Annotated in this window: 20 protein-coding genes; 14 read left to right on the top strand and 6 right to left on the bottom strand. The window is 68.5% G+C overall.

The annotated features are described in order from the left end of the window. Positions 1-54: 54 nt before the first annotated feature. Together IPK27_21810 and IPK27_21805 are read left to right on the top strand one after the other, a co-directional pair. The gene (locus IPK27_21810; GenBank protein MBK8070149.1) at positions 55-1,653 is read left to right on the top strand and encodes a diguanylate cyclase; all 1,599 of its coding nucleotides are present in this window, start codon (positions 55-57) and stop codon (positions 1,651-1,653) included. Between the two features lie 222 nt (positions 1,654-1,875). Continuing rightward, positions 1,876-2,085 (top strand): cold-shock protein, encoded by a 210-nt coding sequence (locus tag IPK27_21805; GenBank protein ID MBK8070148.1) that lies wholly within the window; start codon positions 1,876-1,878, stop codon positions 2,083-2,085. Positions 2,086-2,298: 213 nt separating this feature from the next. Here the strand turns inward: IPK27_21805 and IPK27_21800 are convergent, their stop codons facing one another. Further along, a complete protein-coding gene (locus IPK27_21800; GenBank protein MBK8070147.1) occupies positions 2,299-3,621 on the bottom strand; it encodes an adenosylmethionine--8-amino-7-oxononanoate transaminase in 1,323 nt (440 codons plus the stop codon). Between the two features lie 266 nt (positions 3,622-3,887). Between IPK27_21800 and gspG the strand changes: the two genes are divergently transcribed. The 12 genes from gspG to mazG all read left to right on the top strand — a co-directional run bounded on the left by gspG (position 3,888) and on the right by mazG (position 13,112). Beyond that, entirely contained in the window at positions 3,888-4,319 is a 432-nt protein-coding gene (gspG, locus tag IPK27_21795; GenBank protein ID MBK8070146.1) for a type II secretion system major pseudopilin GspG, read from the top strand. After that, positions 4,319-4,813, top strand: coding sequence for a prepilin-type N-terminal cleavage/methylation domain-containing protein (locus IPK27_21790; protein ID MBK8070145.1), 495 nt, complete (start codon positions 4,319-4,321; stop codon positions 4,811-4,813). The genes gspG and IPK27_21790 overlap by 1 nt, the downstream gene beginning before the upstream one ends. Next, the gene (gspI, locus tag IPK27_21785) at positions 4,810-5,193 is read left to right on the top strand and encodes a type II secretion system minor pseudopilin GspI (protein MBK8070144.1); all 384 of its coding nucleotides are present in this window, start codon (positions 4,810-4,812) and stop codon (positions 5,191-5,193) included. Before IPK27_21790 ends, gspI begins: the two co-directional genes overlap by 4 nt. A 262-nt stretch (positions 5,194-5,455) precedes the next feature. Further along, complete coding sequence (gspJ, locus tag IPK27_21780; GenBank protein MBK8070143.1) at positions 5,456-6,064, top strand: type II secretion system minor pseudopilin GspJ; 609 nt, start codon at positions 5,456-5,458, stop codon at positions 6,062-6,064. Positions 6,065-6,393: 329 nt separating this feature from the next. Then, the gene (gene gspK, locus IPK27_21775) at positions 6,394-7,278 is read left to right on the top strand and encodes a type II secretion system minor pseudopilin GspK (protein MBK8070142.1); all 885 of its coding nucleotides are present in this window, start codon (positions 6,394-6,396) and stop codon (positions 7,276-7,278) included. Positions 7,279-7,497: 219 nt separating this feature from the next. Then, positions 7,498-8,655 carry a hypothetical protein gene (locus IPK27_21770; GenBank protein ID MBK8070141.1) on the top strand — a complete coding sequence of 386 codons (1,158 nt, stop codon included), beginning with the start codon at positions 7,498-7,500 and terminating at the stop codon, positions 8,653-8,655. Beyond that, a complete protein-coding gene (locus tag IPK27_21765; GenBank protein ID MBK8070140.1) occupies positions 8,652-9,128 on the top strand; it encodes a type II secretion system protein M in 477 nt (158 codons plus the stop codon). Before IPK27_21770 ends, IPK27_21765 begins: the two co-directional genes overlap by 4 nt. Before the next feature lie 56 nt (positions 9,129-9,184). Beyond that, positions 9,185-9,958 carry a type II secretion system protein N gene (gene gspN / locus IPK27_21760; protein MBK8070139.1) on the top strand — a complete coding sequence of 258 codons (774 nt, stop codon included), beginning with the start codon at positions 9,185-9,187 and terminating at the stop codon, positions 9,956-9,958. A gap of 20 nt (positions 9,959-9,978) precedes the next feature. Continuing rightward, entirely contained in the window at positions 9,979-10,728 is a 750-nt protein-coding gene (locus IPK27_21755; GenBank protein MBK8070138.1) for an inositol-phosphate phosphatase, read from the top strand. A gap of 212 nt (positions 10,729-10,940) precedes the next feature. Further along, complete coding sequence (nudE, locus tag IPK27_21750; GenBank protein ID MBK8070137.1) at positions 10,941-11,489, top strand: ADP compounds hydrolase NudE; 549 nt, start codon at positions 10,941-10,943, stop codon at positions 11,487-11,489. Continuing rightward, the gene (locus tag IPK27_21745; GenBank protein MBK8070136.1) at positions 11,486-12,322 is read left to right on the top strand and encodes a 3'(2'),5'-bisphosphate nucleotidase CysQ; all 837 of its coding nucleotides are present in this window, start codon (positions 11,486-11,488) and stop codon (positions 12,320-12,322) included. Before nudE ends, IPK27_21745 begins: the two co-directional genes overlap by 4 nt. Then, a complete protein-coding gene (gene mazG / locus IPK27_21740; GenBank protein MBK8070135.1) occupies positions 12,300-13,112 on the top strand; it encodes a nucleoside triphosphate pyrophosphohydrolase in 813 nt (270 codons plus the stop codon). The genes IPK27_21745 and mazG overlap by 23 nt, the downstream gene beginning before the upstream one ends. A gap of 316 nt (positions 13,113-13,428) precedes the next feature. Here mazG and IPK27_21735 read toward each other — a convergent pair whose 3' ends face one another. From IPK27_21735 to IPK27_21715, 5 genes are all read right to left on the bottom strand, one after another. Beyond that, the gene (locus tag IPK27_21735) at positions 13,429-13,845 is read right to left on the bottom strand and encodes a hypothetical protein (GenBank protein MBK8070134.1); all 417 of its coding nucleotides are present in this window, start codon (positions 13,843-13,845) and stop codon (positions 13,429-13,431) included. A 657-nt stretch (positions 13,846-14,502) separates the two neighbouring features. Further along, a complete protein-coding gene (locus IPK27_21730; GenBank protein ID MBK8070133.1) occupies positions 14,503-15,258 on the bottom strand; it encodes a hypothetical protein in 756 nt (251 codons plus the stop codon). 102 nt (positions 15,259-15,360) lie between these two features. Further along, positions 15,361-16,968 carry a methylcrotonoyl-CoA carboxylase gene (locus tag IPK27_21725; GenBank protein MBK8070132.1) on the bottom strand — a complete coding sequence of 536 codons (1,608 nt, stop codon included), beginning with the start codon at positions 16,966-16,968 and terminating at the stop codon, positions 15,361-15,363. A 14-nt stretch (positions 16,969-16,982) separates the two neighbouring features. Further along, positions 16,983-17,369 (bottom strand): hypothetical protein, encoded by a 387-nt coding sequence (locus IPK27_21720; GenBank protein ID MBK8070131.1) that lies wholly within the window; start codon positions 17,367-17,369, stop codon positions 16,983-16,985. 102 nt (positions 17,370-17,471) lie between these two features. Continuing rightward, positions 17,472-17,789 carry a hypothetical protein gene (locus tag IPK27_21715; GenBank protein ID MBK8070130.1) on the bottom strand — a complete coding sequence of 106 codons (318 nt, stop codon included), beginning with the start codon at positions 17,787-17,789 and terminating at the stop codon, positions 17,472-17,474. Between the last annotated feature and the right edge of the window lie 161 nt (positions 17,790-17,950).

The raw sequence follows: 17,950 nt of genomic DNA, 5'->3' as shown, positions 1-17,950 counted from the left end.
GCGAAGGTATCCGCTGCACGTAGACTCGACAAACCTCGTTGCTCGATGGTCGGCATGCGCTGGACAGTCGCCCTCTTCGCCGCATTCTGTTGCCTGCTGGCGCTCAAGCCAGCTCCGCTCACGGCGGCGACGCTGGCGCCAGTCGACAGTCTGCCACTGGCGGTGGCCGAGCAGCTCCCGGCGGCGGATGACGCGCCTGGCCGCGACCTGCGACGTTTCTACCGGCTCGATCGCTCGGCGGCAGAGGGCGGCGCCATTCTGCTGCTCGTACTGGAGCGCGACCGCGGCCAGCGCGTGGCGATCTACCGCGCGGACGGCCGCCTGATCCAGGAACTGCCGGTATCCACCGCACCGGCACCCGCGCTGGCTGGGCTGCGCGGTGCCGGTTTGCCGCTGTCGCCGCAGGCGGCGTCGGCGGGGACGCTGTACATCGTGGTCGACTCGGTGCTCGGCGTGCACCCGCGGCTGCGGGTCGAGACGCCGATGCAGTTTCATCAGCGCGAACGCGCCGTCTGGATCTACGAGGTGACATTGGCCTCGGCGCTCGTGATGTTGATGGTCCTGAGCCTCGCCTTCAGCCTGATCCTGCGCGAGCCCGGTTACCTGGCCTATGTCGGATTCCTGCAGATGATGTTCCTGGCGATCACGCTCAGGCATCCACTGGCCTTCCGCAATGCCGAGCTTTTGCATCTTTCGCCAGAACGGATCGCGGCCTTGGGTGTGCTGGTGTCGACGATTGCCGCGCTGGCCGCGGTGACCTTGCTACGCGCCGTCAGTGGCATCGGTTTGCGCTACCCGCGGGGAGCGCGCGCGATGCAGTGGATCGCCCTGGCGGGCATCGCCGCGGGCGTGGTCGACGTGCTCACCATCCGCTCCCACTTCACCCTGGCGCAGTTCAGCTTCAACCTCGTCAATCTGAGTTTCGGTGCGAATGCCACCCTGAGCGCATGGCTGTTGCTGGGCGCTGCGTGGTCGGGAGGACGTACCGCTCGAATGTTCCTGCTCGGCTGGGTGCCGATGGTGCTGGTCGGTGCCTGGTTCAGCATCGGCAGCCTGGTCGGATTGCCGCAGACCCAGGATCCGCACCGCTGGGTGCTGTTCGCCTGCGTGCTCCAGGGACTTGGCTGGGCGGTGGCGCTGGGTGACCGCGCACTGTCGCTGCAGCGCGAACGCGACCGCGCGTGGGCGCTGGCGGAACTCGATGAACTGACCGGGCTGCCCAACCGGCGCATGCTCGATCGCGAGATCGGCGAGGCACGCGTGGGCTGGCTGATGGTCTGCGATCTCGATTTCTTCAAGGTGGTCAATGATCGTCACGGGCATGCCGTGGGCGACCGCTGCCTGGTGCATTTCGCGCAATGCCTGCGCGAATCCTTGGCGGGCGCTGCGGTGTTCGGCCGCTATGGCGGGGAAGAGTTCGTGGCCATCGTGCCCGGCGGCAGCCGCGACGATGTCAGGGAACTCGCCGAGCGCCTGCGCGAACGCACCGCGAGTACGCCGGTGCATGTAGATGGCGATCAGCATCGGCTGACGGTGAGCATCGGCGTGGCTGCGCTCGAAGGCGATGACCCGCGGGCTGCGCTCAAGCGCGCCGACCAGGCGATGTACCAGGCGAAGGCGGGCGGGCGTAATCGGGTCGAACTGGCCGCGTGAATTCGAAGCACTTGCGATTCGTTCAGGGTATCGACAGGTCTCACGATTCCGTTACAATGCCCGCGCTGCGTATGCCAGGGCGTCGCCTCGGTTGCTCGATGCGGCGCTGATCCAGAACGATCCGCTCCATCGCTACAAGCCGCTGTAACCCTGCACACCAGTAGTCCGGTGTACCCGTGTCGGGTAGGCCATAGTTCAGTTAGAAGTTCGGAGATAGCAAAGATGTCGGATCGTCAGGTCGGCACCGTCAAGTGGTTCAACGACGCCAAGGGCTTTGGGTTCATCAGCCGTGAAGGCGGTGAGGACGTGTTCGTGCACTTCCGCGCCATTCAGGGCAATGGCTTCAAGACCCTGAAGGAAGGCCAGAAGGTGAGCTTCAAGGTCGTCAAGGGCCAGAAGGGCTTCCAGGCCGAGGAAGTGCAGGCGATCTGATCGCGCTGCCTTCATAGCGACACCCTTCAAACCCACCGCTGCGCGAGCAGCGGTGGGTTTTGTGTTCATGGGTCCACGAGCGAAGCGGTCAGGCCAGGAGATCTTGTCCGCAAAGGACGCAATGGACGCAAAGGAAAGCGTTTGATCTTCTTTGCGTCTTTTGCGTCCTTTGCGGACCAAACGCCCTTCCTTTTCGAGCGTCGGGTACGGCTACTACCGCGAGGCAATTCCGATGCCCTCGATGGCCACCCCGGCGAGCCAGCGCAATTCGTCCTCGCTGGCGGCATAGGGCGGCATGAAGTAGACAGTGTTGGCGAGCGGCCGCAGCAGCGCGCCCTGCGCCAGCCCATGCTGGTAGACCCGCAGGCCGCGGCGCTGCTGCCACGGCCAGGGAGCGCCATCGGAATCGACCAGGTCGGCGGCCACGATCAGTCCCGTGCGTCGCAGCCGCGTCACATGCCGGTGGCCAAGCAAAGGCGACAGCGCCTGCTCCAGTGCGGCGCCCAGGCGCTCGATGCGCGGCATCAGCGCCGGATCGTCGAGCAGGTCCAGGGTGGCATTCGCCGCCGCACACGCGAGCGCATTGCCGCTGTAGCTGTGCGAATGCAGGAAGGCGCGCAAGCTGGCGTAATCGTCGTAAAAAGCCTGGTACACCGCGTCACTGGTCAGCACTGCCGACAGCGGCAGGTAGCCGCCGGTCAGGCCCTTGGCCAGGCACAGGAAATCCGGCTTCACCCCCGCTTGCTGGTGCGCGAACAGGCTGCCGGTGCGACCGAAGCCCACCGCGATCTCGTCGCCGATCCAGTGCACCCGGTGGCGGCTGCAGATCTCGCGCAGGCGCAGCAGGAACCGCGGGTGGTGCATGCGCATGCCGGCGGCGCACTGCACCAGTGGCTCGACCAGCACCGCGCAGACCTCGTCCGCGTGTGCGGCAAGCAGCGCATCGAGTGCATCGGCGGCCGCATCCGCCGCGGCGATGCCGCCATCGACCGGCGCCGGCGCTACCAGCGGCTGCAGCAGCAGCGGCCCGTAGGTTTCCCGGTACAGCGGCACCTGGGTCATCGACAGCGCGCCCAGGGTCTCGCCGTGGTAGCCGCCGTCCAGAACCACGAAACGCGTGCGCGCAGCCTCGCCACAGTTGCGCCAGTAGTGGAAGCTGAGCTTGAGGGCGATCTCGATCGCCGCCGAGCCCGAATCGGCGTACAGCACCTTGGCGTAGGGCTGCCCCGCGAGCGCCAGCAGGCGCTCGGCCAGGGTCACCGCGGGCTCATGGGTGAAGCCGGCGAGGATCACGTGCTCCAGCGTCGCCGCCTGCTGCGCGACCGCCTCGCTGATGTGCGGGTGCGCGTGCCCGAACAGGTTGACCCACCAGGACGACACCGCATCGAAATAGCGCTTGCCGTCGGCATCCTCCAGCCAGCAACCCTGGCCGCGGACGATCGGAACCATCGGCAGCCATTCGTGGTCCGACATCTGCGTGCACGGATGCCACAGGACCTTGAGATCGCGTGCGGCGAGGGCGGCGTTGCGGGTCATGCGCGGTCCTGGCGTGAGCAATCTTGCGAGGATAGCCAGAGTGACTTGCCGTGCGGACGAGGCCTGCGGCTGGCGGAGAACTGCTTTTCGTCCGCAAAGGACGCAAAGAATGCAAAGGGAATCAAGAGCTTTTCTTCGCGTCCTTTGCGTCCTTTGCGGACAAATGAAGTTCTCCTTGGTTGGCGCGGCGTCTTCATCCGCACGAAACCGGCGCCCGCGGGGCACTCGGCTATGATCGACGCAGCAACATTGCCAGGAACCGGTTCATGCGATTGCCGTACCGCACCACGCGCGCCCAGCGCGGCTTCACGCTGCTCGAGATCATGGTGGTGGTCGCGATCATTGCGATCCTGTCGACTGTGGTGGTGGTCAACCTGGTTGGTCGGGTGGATGAAGCCAAGATTTCGCGTGCAACGAGCGACATCCAGTCGCTTGCTTCTGCCCTGCAGCTGTACAAGATGGACAACGGTCAGTATCCGAGCACGCAGCAGGGCCTGGAGGCGCTGATGCAGCGGCCCAGCGGGAATCCGCCGGCGCCGAACTGGAAGCCCTATGTCTCCAAGTTGCCGACAGATCCGTGGAACCAACCTTACCAGTACCTGAGCCCCGGCCAGCGTGGCGATTTCGACGTCTATTCGATGGGCGCCGACGGCAAGCCGGGCGGCGAGGGCGAGGGAGCGGACATCGGGAACTGGTGATGCGCCAGCGCGGTTTCACGCTGCTGGAGATCCTGGTGGTGGTCGCCGTGATCGCCATCATCTCCGGCGCCGTGTTGCTGTCGGCGCGCGGCACCGCCGGCGACCGGGCGGTCGAGGACGAGGCGCAGCGCATGTACCGCGTGCTGCAACTGCTGTGCGACGAGGCGGTGATCGAAGGACGGTTTGCAGGTTTCGGTTATGCGCTGGACAAGTACGCCGGCTACGAGCTCGGCGCGAATGGCTGGAAGATGGTGGAGCGCAGCGGGCCGCTGCAGATCCATCCGGTGCGCGCCGGACTGGCCCTGGTCGAGCCGGGCGCCGACGAGCCGCTGCCGAAGATCCTGCCAGAGAAACCACAACTGCTGTGCGCGCCCACCGGCGACATCGGCGAGCACGACATCGTCATCGCCCTTGTAGGTGCCCGCGAAGGGTGGCGTGTCGCATTGAATCGCGAGGGCGTCAGCGAGCTCGGGCGTTGGGACGGAAAGCCGTGAGAACGCGGGGTTTTACCCTGATCGAGGTACTGGTCGCGCTGGCAGTGCTGGCGATCGCGCTCGCGGCCTCGGTGCGCGCGGTCGGCGAGCAGGCGCGCGCGGCGGAGATCCTGCGCGACGGCAGCTACGCGCGCTGGGTGGCGGCAAACCTGATCGCAGAAACCCGCTTGAACGAGCCCTTCCCGCTGCCCGGCGTGCGCGAAGGCCAGAGCCGCATGGCTGGCCACCTGTGGCCCTGGCGCCTGACCGTCAGCGACACCCCCGACGGCGACATCCGCCGCCTCGATGCCCAGGTGTTCCCGGTGGATGCCTCGGTCGACTCGGACCAGCCGCTGGTCACGCTGACCGGCTTTGCCAGTGGGCGGGATCGGGCGGAATGAGCGGGGGATCTAAAAGCGGGGCTGGGGTCGGGGGGCAGGGGGACAGGTCTCCGGCGCTCATGACGCTCTCCGCATTCTTGGACGTCGGCTGCGAGCCTCCGATGAGGCAATGCGGGCATCAGTCTCCGTCCCCTGACCCCCGCCCCTTCCCCGGCCATTCAAGCGGGCGGGGCAGGCCCCCCCCCCCCCCCCCCCCGCCCCCCCCCCCCCCCGCCCCCCGCCCCCCCCCCCGCGGGCCGCCCGCGCCCCCCTCCCCCGCCCCTTGCCCCGCTTTCCTGCTTCCCACGGCTTCACCCTGCTCGAACTGATCGTCGCCATCGCGGTGTTCGCGGTGGTGGCGACGATGGCCTATTCCGGCCTCGACCTCTTGCTGCGCAGCCGCGAGGGCCTGGAGACGCGGGCGCAGCGGCAGCGCGAGCTGGAGTTGGCGGTGCTCGGCATCGAGCGCGATTTGCGCCAGGCATTGGCGCGGCCGGCGCGCGGGCCGTATGGCGAGGAGCAGCCGGCGCTGGTGGGCAGCGGCGTCGCCGCCGAATGGACCGTGCTCGACCTGACCAGCTCGCGCGAGGGCGTGCGCGCCGCGGCGTTGCGGGTGCGTTACGCGCTGATCGACGGTGCGCTCTGGCGCTCGCGCGATGCGGTGCTCGACCGCAGCCCGCGCGACACCTCGCGCACCCGGCGGGTGCTCGGCGATGTCGAGCGCATCGGCTGGCGCTTCGTGGCGGCCGGGCGCCAGCGTCTCGACCAGTGGCCCCCGCGCACCGGCATCACCGCGCCCGAGCGCCTGCCGCGCGCGGTCGAGGTGACACTCACGCTCAAGGACATCGGCGAGGTGATCCGCCTGGTCGAGCTGCCGGAGTCGCCGCGATGAACGGCGAGTCGAAGTTGGACCAGGCGGCGGGCGCGCCTTCTCGCAGGGACGGGGTTGCGCAGGGTTGTTGGTTGTTGGTTGTTGGTTGTTGGCGGCGGGAGCCGGTGTGCCGTGGGCCTGTGGGAGCGGACTCTGTCCGCGATCTTGCCTGCGGTTGCCGGCAAGAGATCGCGGCTGAAGCCGCTCCCACGGCCCTGCGGCGTGCCGGTGCTTTTGCCGCCAACAACCAACAACCGACAACCAACAACCAACGCACGCCAGCCGGAACCCGCACACCGCCCGGCGCCCGCCACGCCCAACGCGGGGTTGCCCTGCTGCTCGCCCTGCTGGTGGTGGCGCTCGCCGCGTTGATCGCCACTCGGCTGTTCGGGGTGACTGCCGCCGGGATCAGCCGCGGCGACTCGCAGGCGCGGCTGCAGGAGGCGTACCTGTTGGCGCAGGGGATGGAGGACTTCGCGCTGGTGCTGCTCAAGCGCGACCTCGACAACGGCGACGGCATCGACACGCGCAGCGACCAGTGGGCACGCACGCTGCCGCCGCTGCCGGTGCCGGGCGGCCAGGTCGGCGGTGCGTTAGTGGACCTCGACGGGCGCTTCAACCTCAACACCCTGGTGCGCAACGGCGCGCGCGACCCGGTGGCGCAGGCACGCTTCGGAAGGCTGCTGGCCGCGCTGGAACTGCCGCCGGCGCTGCTGGATGCAGTCAGCGACTGGATCGACAGCGACAACCAGCCTTCGCAGCAGGGTGCCGAGGATCTGGACTACCTGCGCGCGGATCCGCCGTACCGCGCCGGCAATCGCCCGTTCGTGCATGTCTCCGAACTGCGCCGGGTCAAGGGCATCGACGACAAGGTCTACCAGCGCCTCGCCCCGGAAGTGAGCGCCCTGCCGCTGGATGTCGGCCTCAACATCAACACCATGAGCGCCGCGGGCATGATGAGTCTGGCCGACGGAATCAGCCTGGACCTGGCCAAGCGCCTGATCCAGGGCGGCCAGGCCAAGTACCGCTCGATGACCGAACTGGTCGACGCCCTGGGCAGCGCCGGCATCGCCCTCGATCCGGCGGCCCTGCAGGACCTCAAGGTCTCCAGCCGCTACTTCCTCGCCCGCTCCGATGTCGAACTCGGCGGCCGCAGCTACCGCTTCTGGAGCTTGCTGCAACGCGCCGGCGCCGGCGGCCGCGTGCTCCAGCGGATGCAGACCGCGTACGAATGACGCCAGGGCGTCATGGGTGTTGGTTGTTGGTGTTGGTGTTGGTACAAGCAAAGGCGCGCAAGTGCAGGAATCACCGCATGGTCGCAGGAGGGCGGGCGAAGCCGCAGTTCGCCCTTTCCAACACCAACAACCAACACCAACACCCGCGCCAGCGCCCACAACCAACATAGGCGCACACCCGCTAGACTCCGCGCCCATGCCTTCCGCCGTTCCTTCCCCGTGAGCCAGATCCGACTGTGGTTGCGTGTGGCGTCGACCGGCGCCATCGAGTGGCTGTGCCGCGACGAGCGGGGCCGGGTGGTGCATGGGCCGGGCGGCAGCGAGCTGCCGGCCAGCTGGCCGCGGGCGGATCAGGTCTTCGTGGTCTGGGCGGACGAGAGCCTGGTGCTCAGGCGTGCGCCGCTGCCTGCTTCCGGGCGCGCGAAGTGGCGCGTCGGCCTGGCTTACCTGGCCGAGGACTGGGTGGCGGGCGATATCGGCGAATTGCAGGTGGTGGCGCCGCTCAACCTGGCGGGCAGCGAAACCTGGGTCGCGGTGGTCGAGCGTCGGCGCCTCGATGAGTTGCTCGGCCGGCTGCGCGAACTCGGCCTGGAGCCAGACCGGATCATTCCCGAGGCGGCTTTCCTCGGGCCCGAGCGCGGCGCCGATGTGCTGCTGGACGGCGGCCACGCGAGTTTCGCCGCGGGCGGCCTGGCCGGCGGCTGCGAGGCGGATTTGTTCCCGCTGGTTGCCGGCCAACCGCTGGAGAGCCTGCGCGTGCTCGCCACCGGCGGCGAGGAGATCGATCTCGGCCGCGCCAGCCGGATCGACTCGGTGCTGCGCTGGATTTCGCTGCAGCCGCTCGAGGACGGCCTGGTGGACCTGCGCCAGGGCGATTACGCCCCGCCGCAGCGCAGCGGCGGCGGGGCTGGCTGGTGGCGCATCGCTGCCATCGTCGCCCTCGTGGCGGTCGGCGTGCACACCGTTTCGCTGGCGCTGGAAGTCTGGAGTGTGCGCCAGACCGAGGCGGCGCTCGCGGCCGAGCTGGAGGCGGACTTCCGCCGCGTGTTCGGCCCCGACGAGCGCATGGTCGACCCGGCCTTCCAGATCCGCACCGAATTCTCGCGCATCGGCCCCAACGCCGCCGCGCGCAACGAGGCGCTGGCCTTGCTCAAGGGCCTGGCGCCGATGCTGACCGCCGACAGCCGCCTGGTACTGCAAGGATTCGTCTACGGCGACGGCGCGCTCGAAGTGGCCATCCGCGCCCCGGATGCCACCCGTTTCGAAGGCCTGCGCGAACAGATCATGCTCGACGCCACGCTCCAGGTGGAGATCGGCAGCACCTCCTACGAAGGCCAGGAAGTGATTGGCCGCATCCGCATCCGGAGGAGCGCATGAAGGCCTGGTGGGCGAGCTTGCAGGAGCGCGAGCGGCGTTTGCTGACGGTGCTCGGCGTGCTTGCGGCGGCGCTCCTGTGGTGGCTGATGCTGCTGCGCCCGCTGGAGGCCGCGCGCAGCAGCGCGCAGGCGGCGGTGGCCACGCTGAACCAGCAGCGCGGCGAGGCGCGCGCCCAGGCGGACGCGATCCTCGCCTCGCGCCATGCAGCCGCACCGCGCCCGGTGCGTTCGCTGTTCGCCTTGATCGATTCCTCCGCGCGCGACGCCGGGTTGATGAACGCGCAGACGCGGATCGAGCCGCTGGCCGAAAATCGCGTCCGCGTGATCATGGACGGCACCGATTTCGACCGCCTCTCCACCTGGCTGGAGACCCTGGACCGCGACGAGGGCATCGACATCAGCGAGTGGTCGGTGGACCGCGCGCTGGTGCCGGGCGTGGTCAACGCCACGATGACCCTCGAGACCTCGCGCTGAACTGGTGAGTCGCCGCGCGGTCCAAACCCCATTCCCGTTGATGATTCCTGGCGCCGATGAAACGAAGCTGGTTGTGGATAAGCCTGGCGACCCTTGTGCTGCTGGGCGTGGTGGTGACTGCGACATTCCCGGCCGCACTGGCCTGGCGCTGGTGGGGCGATCGCGTGCCCGATGTGCGCCTCTCCGGCATCAGTGGCAGCGTCTGGAACGGCGAGGCGCTGCGCGTCGCGGTGCGCGGCCAGGCGCTTGGCAAGCTCAAGTGGCAGGTGTCGCCGCTTTCCCTGTTGGGCGGCAACCCAGCGGCCACGCTGGCGCTGGACGGGCCGGGCCTGAAGCTCGGCGGCGTGTTCGCCGCGGCAGCCGACCGCCGGGTCCGGATCGTCGGCCTCGATGCCCAGGCCGAGGCCGGCTGGCTCGCACCCGCGCTGGCGATCCCGGCGCTGGAGCCGACCGGCATGCTGAACATCAGCGGCGGCAGCCTGTTGCTGGCCGCCAACGGCATGCCGCGCGAGATCGATGCGCGGATCGAATGGCGCGATGCCGGCGTGCGCGGCCAGGTCGTGGCCCGGCTGGGCACGATGGTGATCGAAGCGCATGGCCGCGACGGGCGGATCGACGCCACGGTGGCCGACCAGGGCGACGGCGAGGTCGAGGTGCGTGGCACGGTGCGCATCGACCAGGGCCAGTACCGCGGCGAGACCGTACTGGTCCCGCGCGCCAGCGCAGGCCCGGTGGTCGAGGCACTGCAGTGGGTGGGCGAGCCGCGGCCCGAGGGCGGCCGATTGTTGATCGTCGAGGGACGCATCAACGTCCCGGAGGAAACCCTGTGAATCTGGACCTGGACCAGGCGCTGCTGGTGGCGCGCAATGCGGCGCAGGCGGCCGGCGAATTGATCGAGTATTACTACGCGCGCGGCGTAGATGTGCGAATCAAGGCGGACGCGACGCCGGTCACGCTGGCCGACGAGGAGAGCGAGCGCGTGATCCGCGAGATCCTGCTCGCCGCCTACCCCGACCACGCGATCTATGGCGAGGAAGGCGGGCGCACCGGCGACAGCGACTACCTCTGGCTGGTCGATCCGATCGACGGCACCAAGAGCTTCGTCCGCGGCTACCCGATGTTCTCCACCCAGATCGCGCTGATGTACCGCGGCGAACTGGTGCTCGGCGTCTCGCACGCCAGCGCCTACCGCGAAACCGCCTGGGCGCGGCGCGGTGGCGGTGCCTACCTCAACGGCGTGCCGTGCAAGGTCGCGGACACCACGAACTGGTCGAAAGCTGCGCTGTCCACCGGCAACCTGAAGACGCTGGCCGGCAACCCGGCCGGCTGGCAGGCACTCGCCGGCCTGGTCCGCGGCGCCCACCGCATCCGCGGCTACGGCGATTTCCTGCACTATCACCTGCTCGCCGCCGGGCGCATCGACTGCGTCATCGAGAGCGACGTCAACATCCTCGACATCGCCGCCCTGGTGGTCATCCTGCGCGAAGCCGGCGGCGTGTTCACCGATCTGTCCGGCGGGGCAGTCGGCCTCGCTACCACCAGCGTGCTCGCCGGAACCCCGGCGATGCATGCGCATGCGTTGGCGGCGATGGGCGGATGAAGCGGGGAGGTGAAGCGGGGGAGGGGACCGAGTTGCCGGAGCCTCCATGCCGAGCCGCATCCCGGGAGCTTTCGGCCCGCTTGGATCTGCAACCGAAGCCCGGTGTGGGGTCCCCTGACCCCTGACCCGCTTCATCTTCCCTTGCTTCACCTCCCCCGCTTCACCTGCCTCCCGTACTCCGCCTCCACGCGCCAGCAGGTAGACTCGGCGGCATGAAACAACTCCCCAAGATCCACGAATCGCGGCTGGTCGAACCTCGTTACAAGATCGAACAGATGGACCTCGAGTTCGCCAATGGCGAACGCCGGACCTACGAGCGCATCCATGGCTCGGGGCGTCCGGTGGTGGTCATCGTGCCGATGCTCGACGCCGACACCGTGCTGCTGACGCGCGAGTACGCCGCCGGCCTGCACCGCTATGAACTCGGTCTGCCGCGCGGACGCGTGGATGCCGGCGAAACGGTGCTGGAAGGCGCGCAGCGCGAGTTGAAGGAAGAGACCGGCTACGGCGCGCGCGAGTTGTTCGAGCTGCGCTCGCTGTCGCTGGCGCCGACCTACATGAGCCATGTCGCCCACGTGCTGCTGGCGCGCGATCTTTACGAGGAACGCCTTCCGGGCGATGAGCCGGAGGAGATCGAGGTGGTGCCGTGGAAGATCGACGATCTGTCCGGGCTGCTCACGCTGGATGAGTTCAGCGAGGGCCGGGCGATGGCCGCGCTGTTCCTCGCGCGCGAGTGGCTGCGCCGGGATCGCGGCGAATGAGCGCCTCGCGTTGGTCGGCGTCCGCGCTGGAACAACTGACCGAGGGTGTGACCGTCGCTGCGCGGGCGGCTGCCGACGAGATCATGGCGGTCTATTCCGGGCGTTTCGAGGTGGAGCAGAAGTGGGACATGTCGCCGCTGACCGCCGCGGATCTGGCCTCGCATCGCTGCCTCACCACCATGCTCGCCCCGCTCGACGCGCAGGCGCTGGTGCTGAGCGAGGAATCCGGCCCGGAGGTGTTCGCCGCGCGCCGCGATGCGCGCTGGCTGTGGCTGGTGGATCCGCTCGACGGCACTCGCGAGTTCGTCAAGCGCAATGGCGAGTTCTGCATCAATGTCGCGCTGGTGGAGGACGGCCAGGTGCGCCTGGGCCTGCTGCTGCACCCGCCGACGGGCACTGTCTGGCAGGCGGCCGATGGCCTGGGCGCGTGGCGGATCGATGCCGCTGGCCGGCGCGCGCTGGCCGTGCAGCGGCCCTGCCCGGAGGTCCCGCGAGTCGCCGCCAGCCGTTCGCACGGCAATGCCGCGGTAGAGGCCTACTACGCGGCACTCGGAGCGGTGGAGCGCGTACCGCAGGGCAGCGCGCTGAAATTCGGCAAGCTCGCTGAGGGCGGGCTCGATGTCTACGCCCGATTGGCTTCGCGCTGCTCCGAGTGGGACGTCGCCGCCGGGCAGTGCATCGTCGAGCAGGCCGGCGGCGCCGTGGTCGACGAGCGCGGCCAGCCACTGCGCTACAACCAGCGCGACAACGTCATCGTGCATAACTTTCTCGCCTGGGGCGACGCCTCGAGGCCGTGGCTGGACTACCTCGATGGCATCGCGATCCACGATTGAGGATCTGCTGGCGATCATGGCGCGCCTGCGCGATCGCGAGCGTGGCTGCCCATGGGACATCGAGCAGGACTTTGCCTCGATCGCGCCGTACACCATCGAGGAAGCCTACGAGGTGGCCGACGCGATCCAGCGCGGCGCGCTCGGCGAACTCTGCGATGAACTCGGCGACCTTCTGCTGCAGGTGGTGTTCCACGCCCAGATGGCGCGCGAGCAGGGCGCCTTCGGCTTCGACGATGTGGTCGCGGCGATCTGCGACAAGATGATTCGGCGCCACCCGCACGTGTTCGGCGACGCGGTGGTCGCCAACGCCGCGGAGCAGACGCTGCGCTGGGAGGAACTCAAGCAGGCCGAACGCGCCGGGCGCGCCGACGCCAGCATCCTCGGCGACATCCCGCGCGGACTGCCCGAGTGGATCCGTGCGCGCAAGCTGCAGAAGCGCGCGGCCAGCGTCGGCTTCGACTGGCCGGACGCGCGCGCGGTGCTGGCCAAGCTCGACGAGGAACTCGCCGAGTTGCGCCACGAGATCGACAGCGGCGCCGCACGGGCCAAGGTCGAGGACGAGTTCGGCGATGTGCTGTTCGTCCTCGCCAACCTCGCGCGCAAGCTCGACATTGATCCCGGCGCCGCGCTGCGCGGCGCCAATGCCAAGTTCGAACGACGCTTCCGGCGCATGGAGCAGGTGACCGCCGCAAGCGGTGAGGCGCTGCAGGAGTTGCCGCTGTCTGCGCAGGAGGCACTGTGGTCGGATGCGCGCCAGGCCGACCACGACGGGCGACTTCCACCCGGGTAGCCGGTGGGCGCGGCTTCAGCCACGGTCTCTTGTGCGAGCCACGGGAGACGATCGGCGACAAGGTTGGCTCTCGCCGATCATGATTCAAATTCATGAAACAAAAGACCTTTTCCGCAAAGGACGCAAAGGACGCAAAGGAGAGCCGAATCCATTGGCGGATATGCGGAGGCAGGAAGATGCTGCCAAGGAGATCTGGCTTTCTTAGCGTCCTTTGCGTCCTTTGCGGACAAAAAGCAGGCGTGAGCGCGCGACAGTTCGATGCCGACCAGGCGCAGGGGCATCCATGCACCTGGTGGCGTTCGCGCGTGCCCTCCGGCTACTGCACCTTTGCCAGGTTCTCGTCGAGCCCGCGCCTGAGCTCCACCAGGGCGGCATCCAGGTCGCGCGGTTGCCATGCGGCCAGGCGCGCCAGGCGGGCATTCACCGCATTGCGCAGCAGGGTGTCCTGAGTGCGCCCGAGCACGTCGCGATACATCGCGACGGCCTTCTCGGGCTGGTTCTGGCGCAGGTAGATGCGCTCGATCAAGCGCATCTGGCGGATGGCGGCGACGGCCGGATCCCGCGCCGCCTGCAGCCAGCGCTGCGCGCGTTCGCCGCGCTCGACATGGGCGGCGCCGGCCGATGCCGCCACCGGGGCAAGCGTCGTCGCACCGCCACCGGCAAACGCCGGCCCAGTCACGAGCGCACCCACCAACAGCGCCGCGCTCAGCCGGCGGATCATTCGAAAGTCCATGTTATCCCTCCTGTTTTCGGTTGCCAGGCCTCGATGCGAGGTCAGTTTCCAAAAACGCGGCGGGAGGCGCCTGGTTGACGGCGAGTGGTGGCCGGTTGTCGGTTGCCAGTGAGAGTCCCGGCCGCCCCTGGCGGTGCGCTTATTCGCGCATCGAACCGTGACTCTCGCAAGATCGCGGACTGTGTTTTTGGACGCAAAGGACGCAAAGGACGCAAAGGAAATCAAACGCGATACAGCGCTGGGGTATCCCCGGCACTTGCTGTCTTTGCGTCCTTTGCGTCCCTTTGCGTCCTTTGCGTACTCAATCACAGGGTCGTCGTTTCGCACGGGCTGAAAATGTATGAAATTCAACACCTTGGCGCATGTTCGGTGAGAGTCCCGGCGCGCCGGCAGTCCTTATTCGCGCTCGATCCCGATCGCCTTTTTTGTCCGCAAAGGACGCGAAGGACGCAAAGAAGAGCGTCGTGGGTTGCGCGGCATCGCCATGCATGTCCAGCAATCGACTTGGCTCTACTTGCCTTCTTTGCGTCCTTTGCCGACAAGAAACGCAGGCGCGGGTGCGCGACGAGCGTTCGATGCGCGAGCTTCGCTGCCCACAACCCACAACCCACAACCCACAACCCACAACCCACAACCCACAACCCGCTCGCTCCGCCCTCACCGCCGCCACTTGATCAGCGCCCAGGCGCAGATCGCGGCCAAGGCCACCGGGATCAGGATGCGCAGGCCGCCGGCCATCACGCGCGGCATCAGCAGGGCGGCGAGGCCAAGGCCGGCGACCGCGCCGACCACCAGGAAGGCGCGGCCGATCGAGCCGGTGTAGGCCGGGTCCGGTGGCGACACAATGGCATAAGCCTGGTGCACGATCTGGCGCCATTGGCTGTCGCGATCGTGCGGCTGCAGCGGCGGCGACTCCGGCTCCCAGCCGAATGCGCGCGCCAGTCGCACCACTTGCAGTGGGGACAACTGGCCGCCATCGACCATCCAGTCGCGCAGATAGCGGTCGGCGCCCTCGCGGGTGGCCGGATCGGCGAAGGCACGTACCCGCCCGAGGGCGGTGGCGAAGTCGTTGAAGTCGGCCGCCTGGCGTACCAGCCCCAGCACGGTCGTTGCCAGCACATCCGCCGACGCCAGTGGCGGATGCTCAGGACGGAGCGCCGGGGGTTGTGCGGCCGGCGGTGCGTCCGGGTCGCGCCAGGGATCCGGGTACTGGCTTGCATCCAGGTGCGAGGGGTCGCGTTCCTCGGCAAGCTCGATCGCCGTTTCGAACGCACGCTCGATCTCGAAAGTGTCGCGCGCGGAGCCCGGCACTTCGCCGGCGTCCAGCTTGCGCTTCCACGCCTCGAAGGCCGCGCGGATCTCCGCCGGGGTGGCGTCGCTTGCTAAGCCGATGGTGCTCCAGGGCCAGGACATTGCAGTGTTGGTATGGGTTGTTGGTGTTGGATTGGGCGCGTGCGATCGGGTTGGTTGCCCGTGTTTGCCAACACCGGCCACCAACACCAACACCCGCTGTCGCTACATGCGGAACACGCCAAACCGATCCTGCTCGATCGGTGCGTTCATGCTCGCCGAAATCGCCAGGCCAAGGACGCGGCGGGTGTCGGCGGGGTCGATGATGCCGTCGTCCCACAGCCGTGCGCTCGCATAGTACGGGTGGCCCTGGCGCTCGTACTGGGCGCGGATGGGCGCCTTGAATGCGTCCTCCTCGTCCTTCGGCCACTGCTTGCCGGCGGCCTCCAGGCCGTCGCGGCGAACGGTGGCGAGCACGCTCGCGGCCTGCTCGCCGCCCATCACGCTGATGCGCGCGTTGGGCCACATCCACAGGAAGCGCGGCTGGTAGCCGCGGCCGCACATCGCGTAATTGCCGGCGCCGAAGCTGCCGCCGATGATCACGGTGAACTTGGGCACGTGCGAGCAGGCCACCGCGGTCACCATCTTGGCGCCGTCCTTGGCGATGCCGGCGTTCTCGTACTTCCGGCCCACCATGAAGCCGGTGATGTTCTGCAGGAAAACCAGCGGGATGTTGCGCTGGTTGCACAGTTCGATGAAGTGCGCGCCCTTGAGCGCGCTCTCGGCGAACAGGATGCCGTTGTTGGCGACGATGCCCACCGGGTAGCCGTGGATGTGGGCGAAGCCGCAGACCAGGGTCTTGCCGAAACGCGCCTTGAACTCCTGGAACTCGGAGCCGTCGACGATGCGCGCGATGATCTCGCGGATGTCGAAGGGGATGCGCGTATCGCGCGGCACGATGCCGTAGATCTCCTCGGGGGCATAGCGCGGCGCGACCGGCTCGCGCAGCGCCAGGGGCATCGGCTTGCGCCGGTTCAGGTGAGCGACGATCTCGCGCGCGATGCCGAGCGCGTGCGCATCGTTCTCGGCGAAATGGTCGGCCACGCCGGAGATGCTGGTGTGCACCTCGGCACCGCCGAGCGACTCGGCGTCGACCACCTCGCCGGTCGCTGCTTTCACCAGAGGCGGGCCGCCGAGGAAGATCGTGCCCTGTTCGCGCACGATGACGGTTTCGTCGCTCATCGCCGGCACATAGGCGCCGCCGGCGGTGCATGAGCCCATCACCACCGCCACCTGCGGGATGTTGCGTGCAGACAGTCGCGCCTGGTTGTAGAAGATCCGGCCGAAGTGCTCGCGGTCGGGGAAGACCTCGTCCTGCAGCGGCAGGAAGGCGCCGCCGGAGTCGACCAGGTAGACGCAGGGCAGGGCGTTTTCCAGCGCCACTTCCTGCGCCCGCAGGTGCTTCTTCACGGTCATCGGGAAGTAGGTGCCGCCCTTGACGGTGGCGTCGTTGGCGACAATCACGCACTCGGTGCCCGCCACCCGGCCGATGCCGGTGATCACCCCGGCGCACGGCGCCTGGTCCTCGTACATCCCGTGCGCCGCGAGCGGCGACAGTTCGAGGAAGGGCGAGCCAGGATCCAGCAACCCGCGGATGCGCTCGCGCGGCAGCAGCTTGCCGCGCTCGGTGTGTTTCTGACGTGCCTTCTCGCCACCGCCCAGGGCCACCCGGTGCAACTGCGCGTGCAGGTCGTCGACCAGTGCACGCATCTGCGCGGCGTTCGCGGCGTAGTCCGGTGAGCGGGTATCGATGTCGGTTTCGATCGCGGGCATAGGTCGGTCCTGAATCAGTCGCGCACGAAGCCGACATCACGGCGTGCCACCGCCATGCCGACCGCGAATCCGGAAATCACATCGACCAGTGCCGCCAGCACCAGCAGCGCGACCACCGGGTTTCCGGCTGCCTTCCACAGCAGGAACTCCAGCAGCAGGACCACAAACAACAGCAGCGACAGCAAATGGTCGACCAGCGAGCCGCGCCCGCTGAAGGTGGCCTTGAACACCTCGACGAACAGCGCCAGCAGAGCCAGCGCCAGCACCGCGCTGCCGCCGGTCAGGGTGAACCCGGCGCCGGAGGGCAGGGTTGCGGTGAACCAGGCCTGCTCCAGGCCCGCGCCCAGCATCAGCACATGCGCCAGGATGGCCGGGACCAGCAACAGCGGGATGCTCTTCATGCGCGCCCTGCAAGGGTGGAACGAGCGCCGGAGCATAAAGCAGAAACGACGAAGCCCGGCGCTGGGCCGGGCTTCGTGGATGCAGCGAAAAGCGGCAGGCGATTACTGGCCGGCCGGCTTCTCTTCGGTTGCCGGAGCAGCGGCGTCGGCCGGAGCCGCAGCAGCGTCGGCAGCCGGGGCGGCAGCGTCGGCGGCCGGAGCAGCAGCGTCGGCGGCCGGAGCAGCGGCAGCGTCAGCGGCCGGAGCAGCGGCAGCGTCGGCGGCCGGAGCAGCGGCAGCGTCGGCGGCCGGGGCGGCCGGGGCGGCCTGCTGCTGCGGGGCCGGCTGGGCGGGCGGCTCGGTGGTGCTGCTGCCCTGGTCGCCGCAAGCGGCCAACAGCAGGAGGGACGCGGACAGGGCCGCGAACTTGATCGTCTTCATGGGTGAATCCTCGGAAGGGTGTTTACGATCCGGGCATGCCGGATGACCGACGGTGTTTCGGCTGGCGCCATTGTAGCCGCGAACTCGCAGGGAATTGCAAGGCGCAAGTGCCGGGGGTCATGGGTGCTGTGGCGGGTTGTGGGTTGTGGGTAGTGGGTTGT

The sequence above is a fragment of the Rhodanobacteraceae bacterium genome, from assembly GCA_016713135.1.
Classification (GTDB): domain Bacteria; phylum Pseudomonadota; class Gammaproteobacteria; order Xanthomonadales; family SZUA-5; genus JADKFD01.
This window is presented reverse-complemented; position numbering and strand designations above follow the sequence as displayed.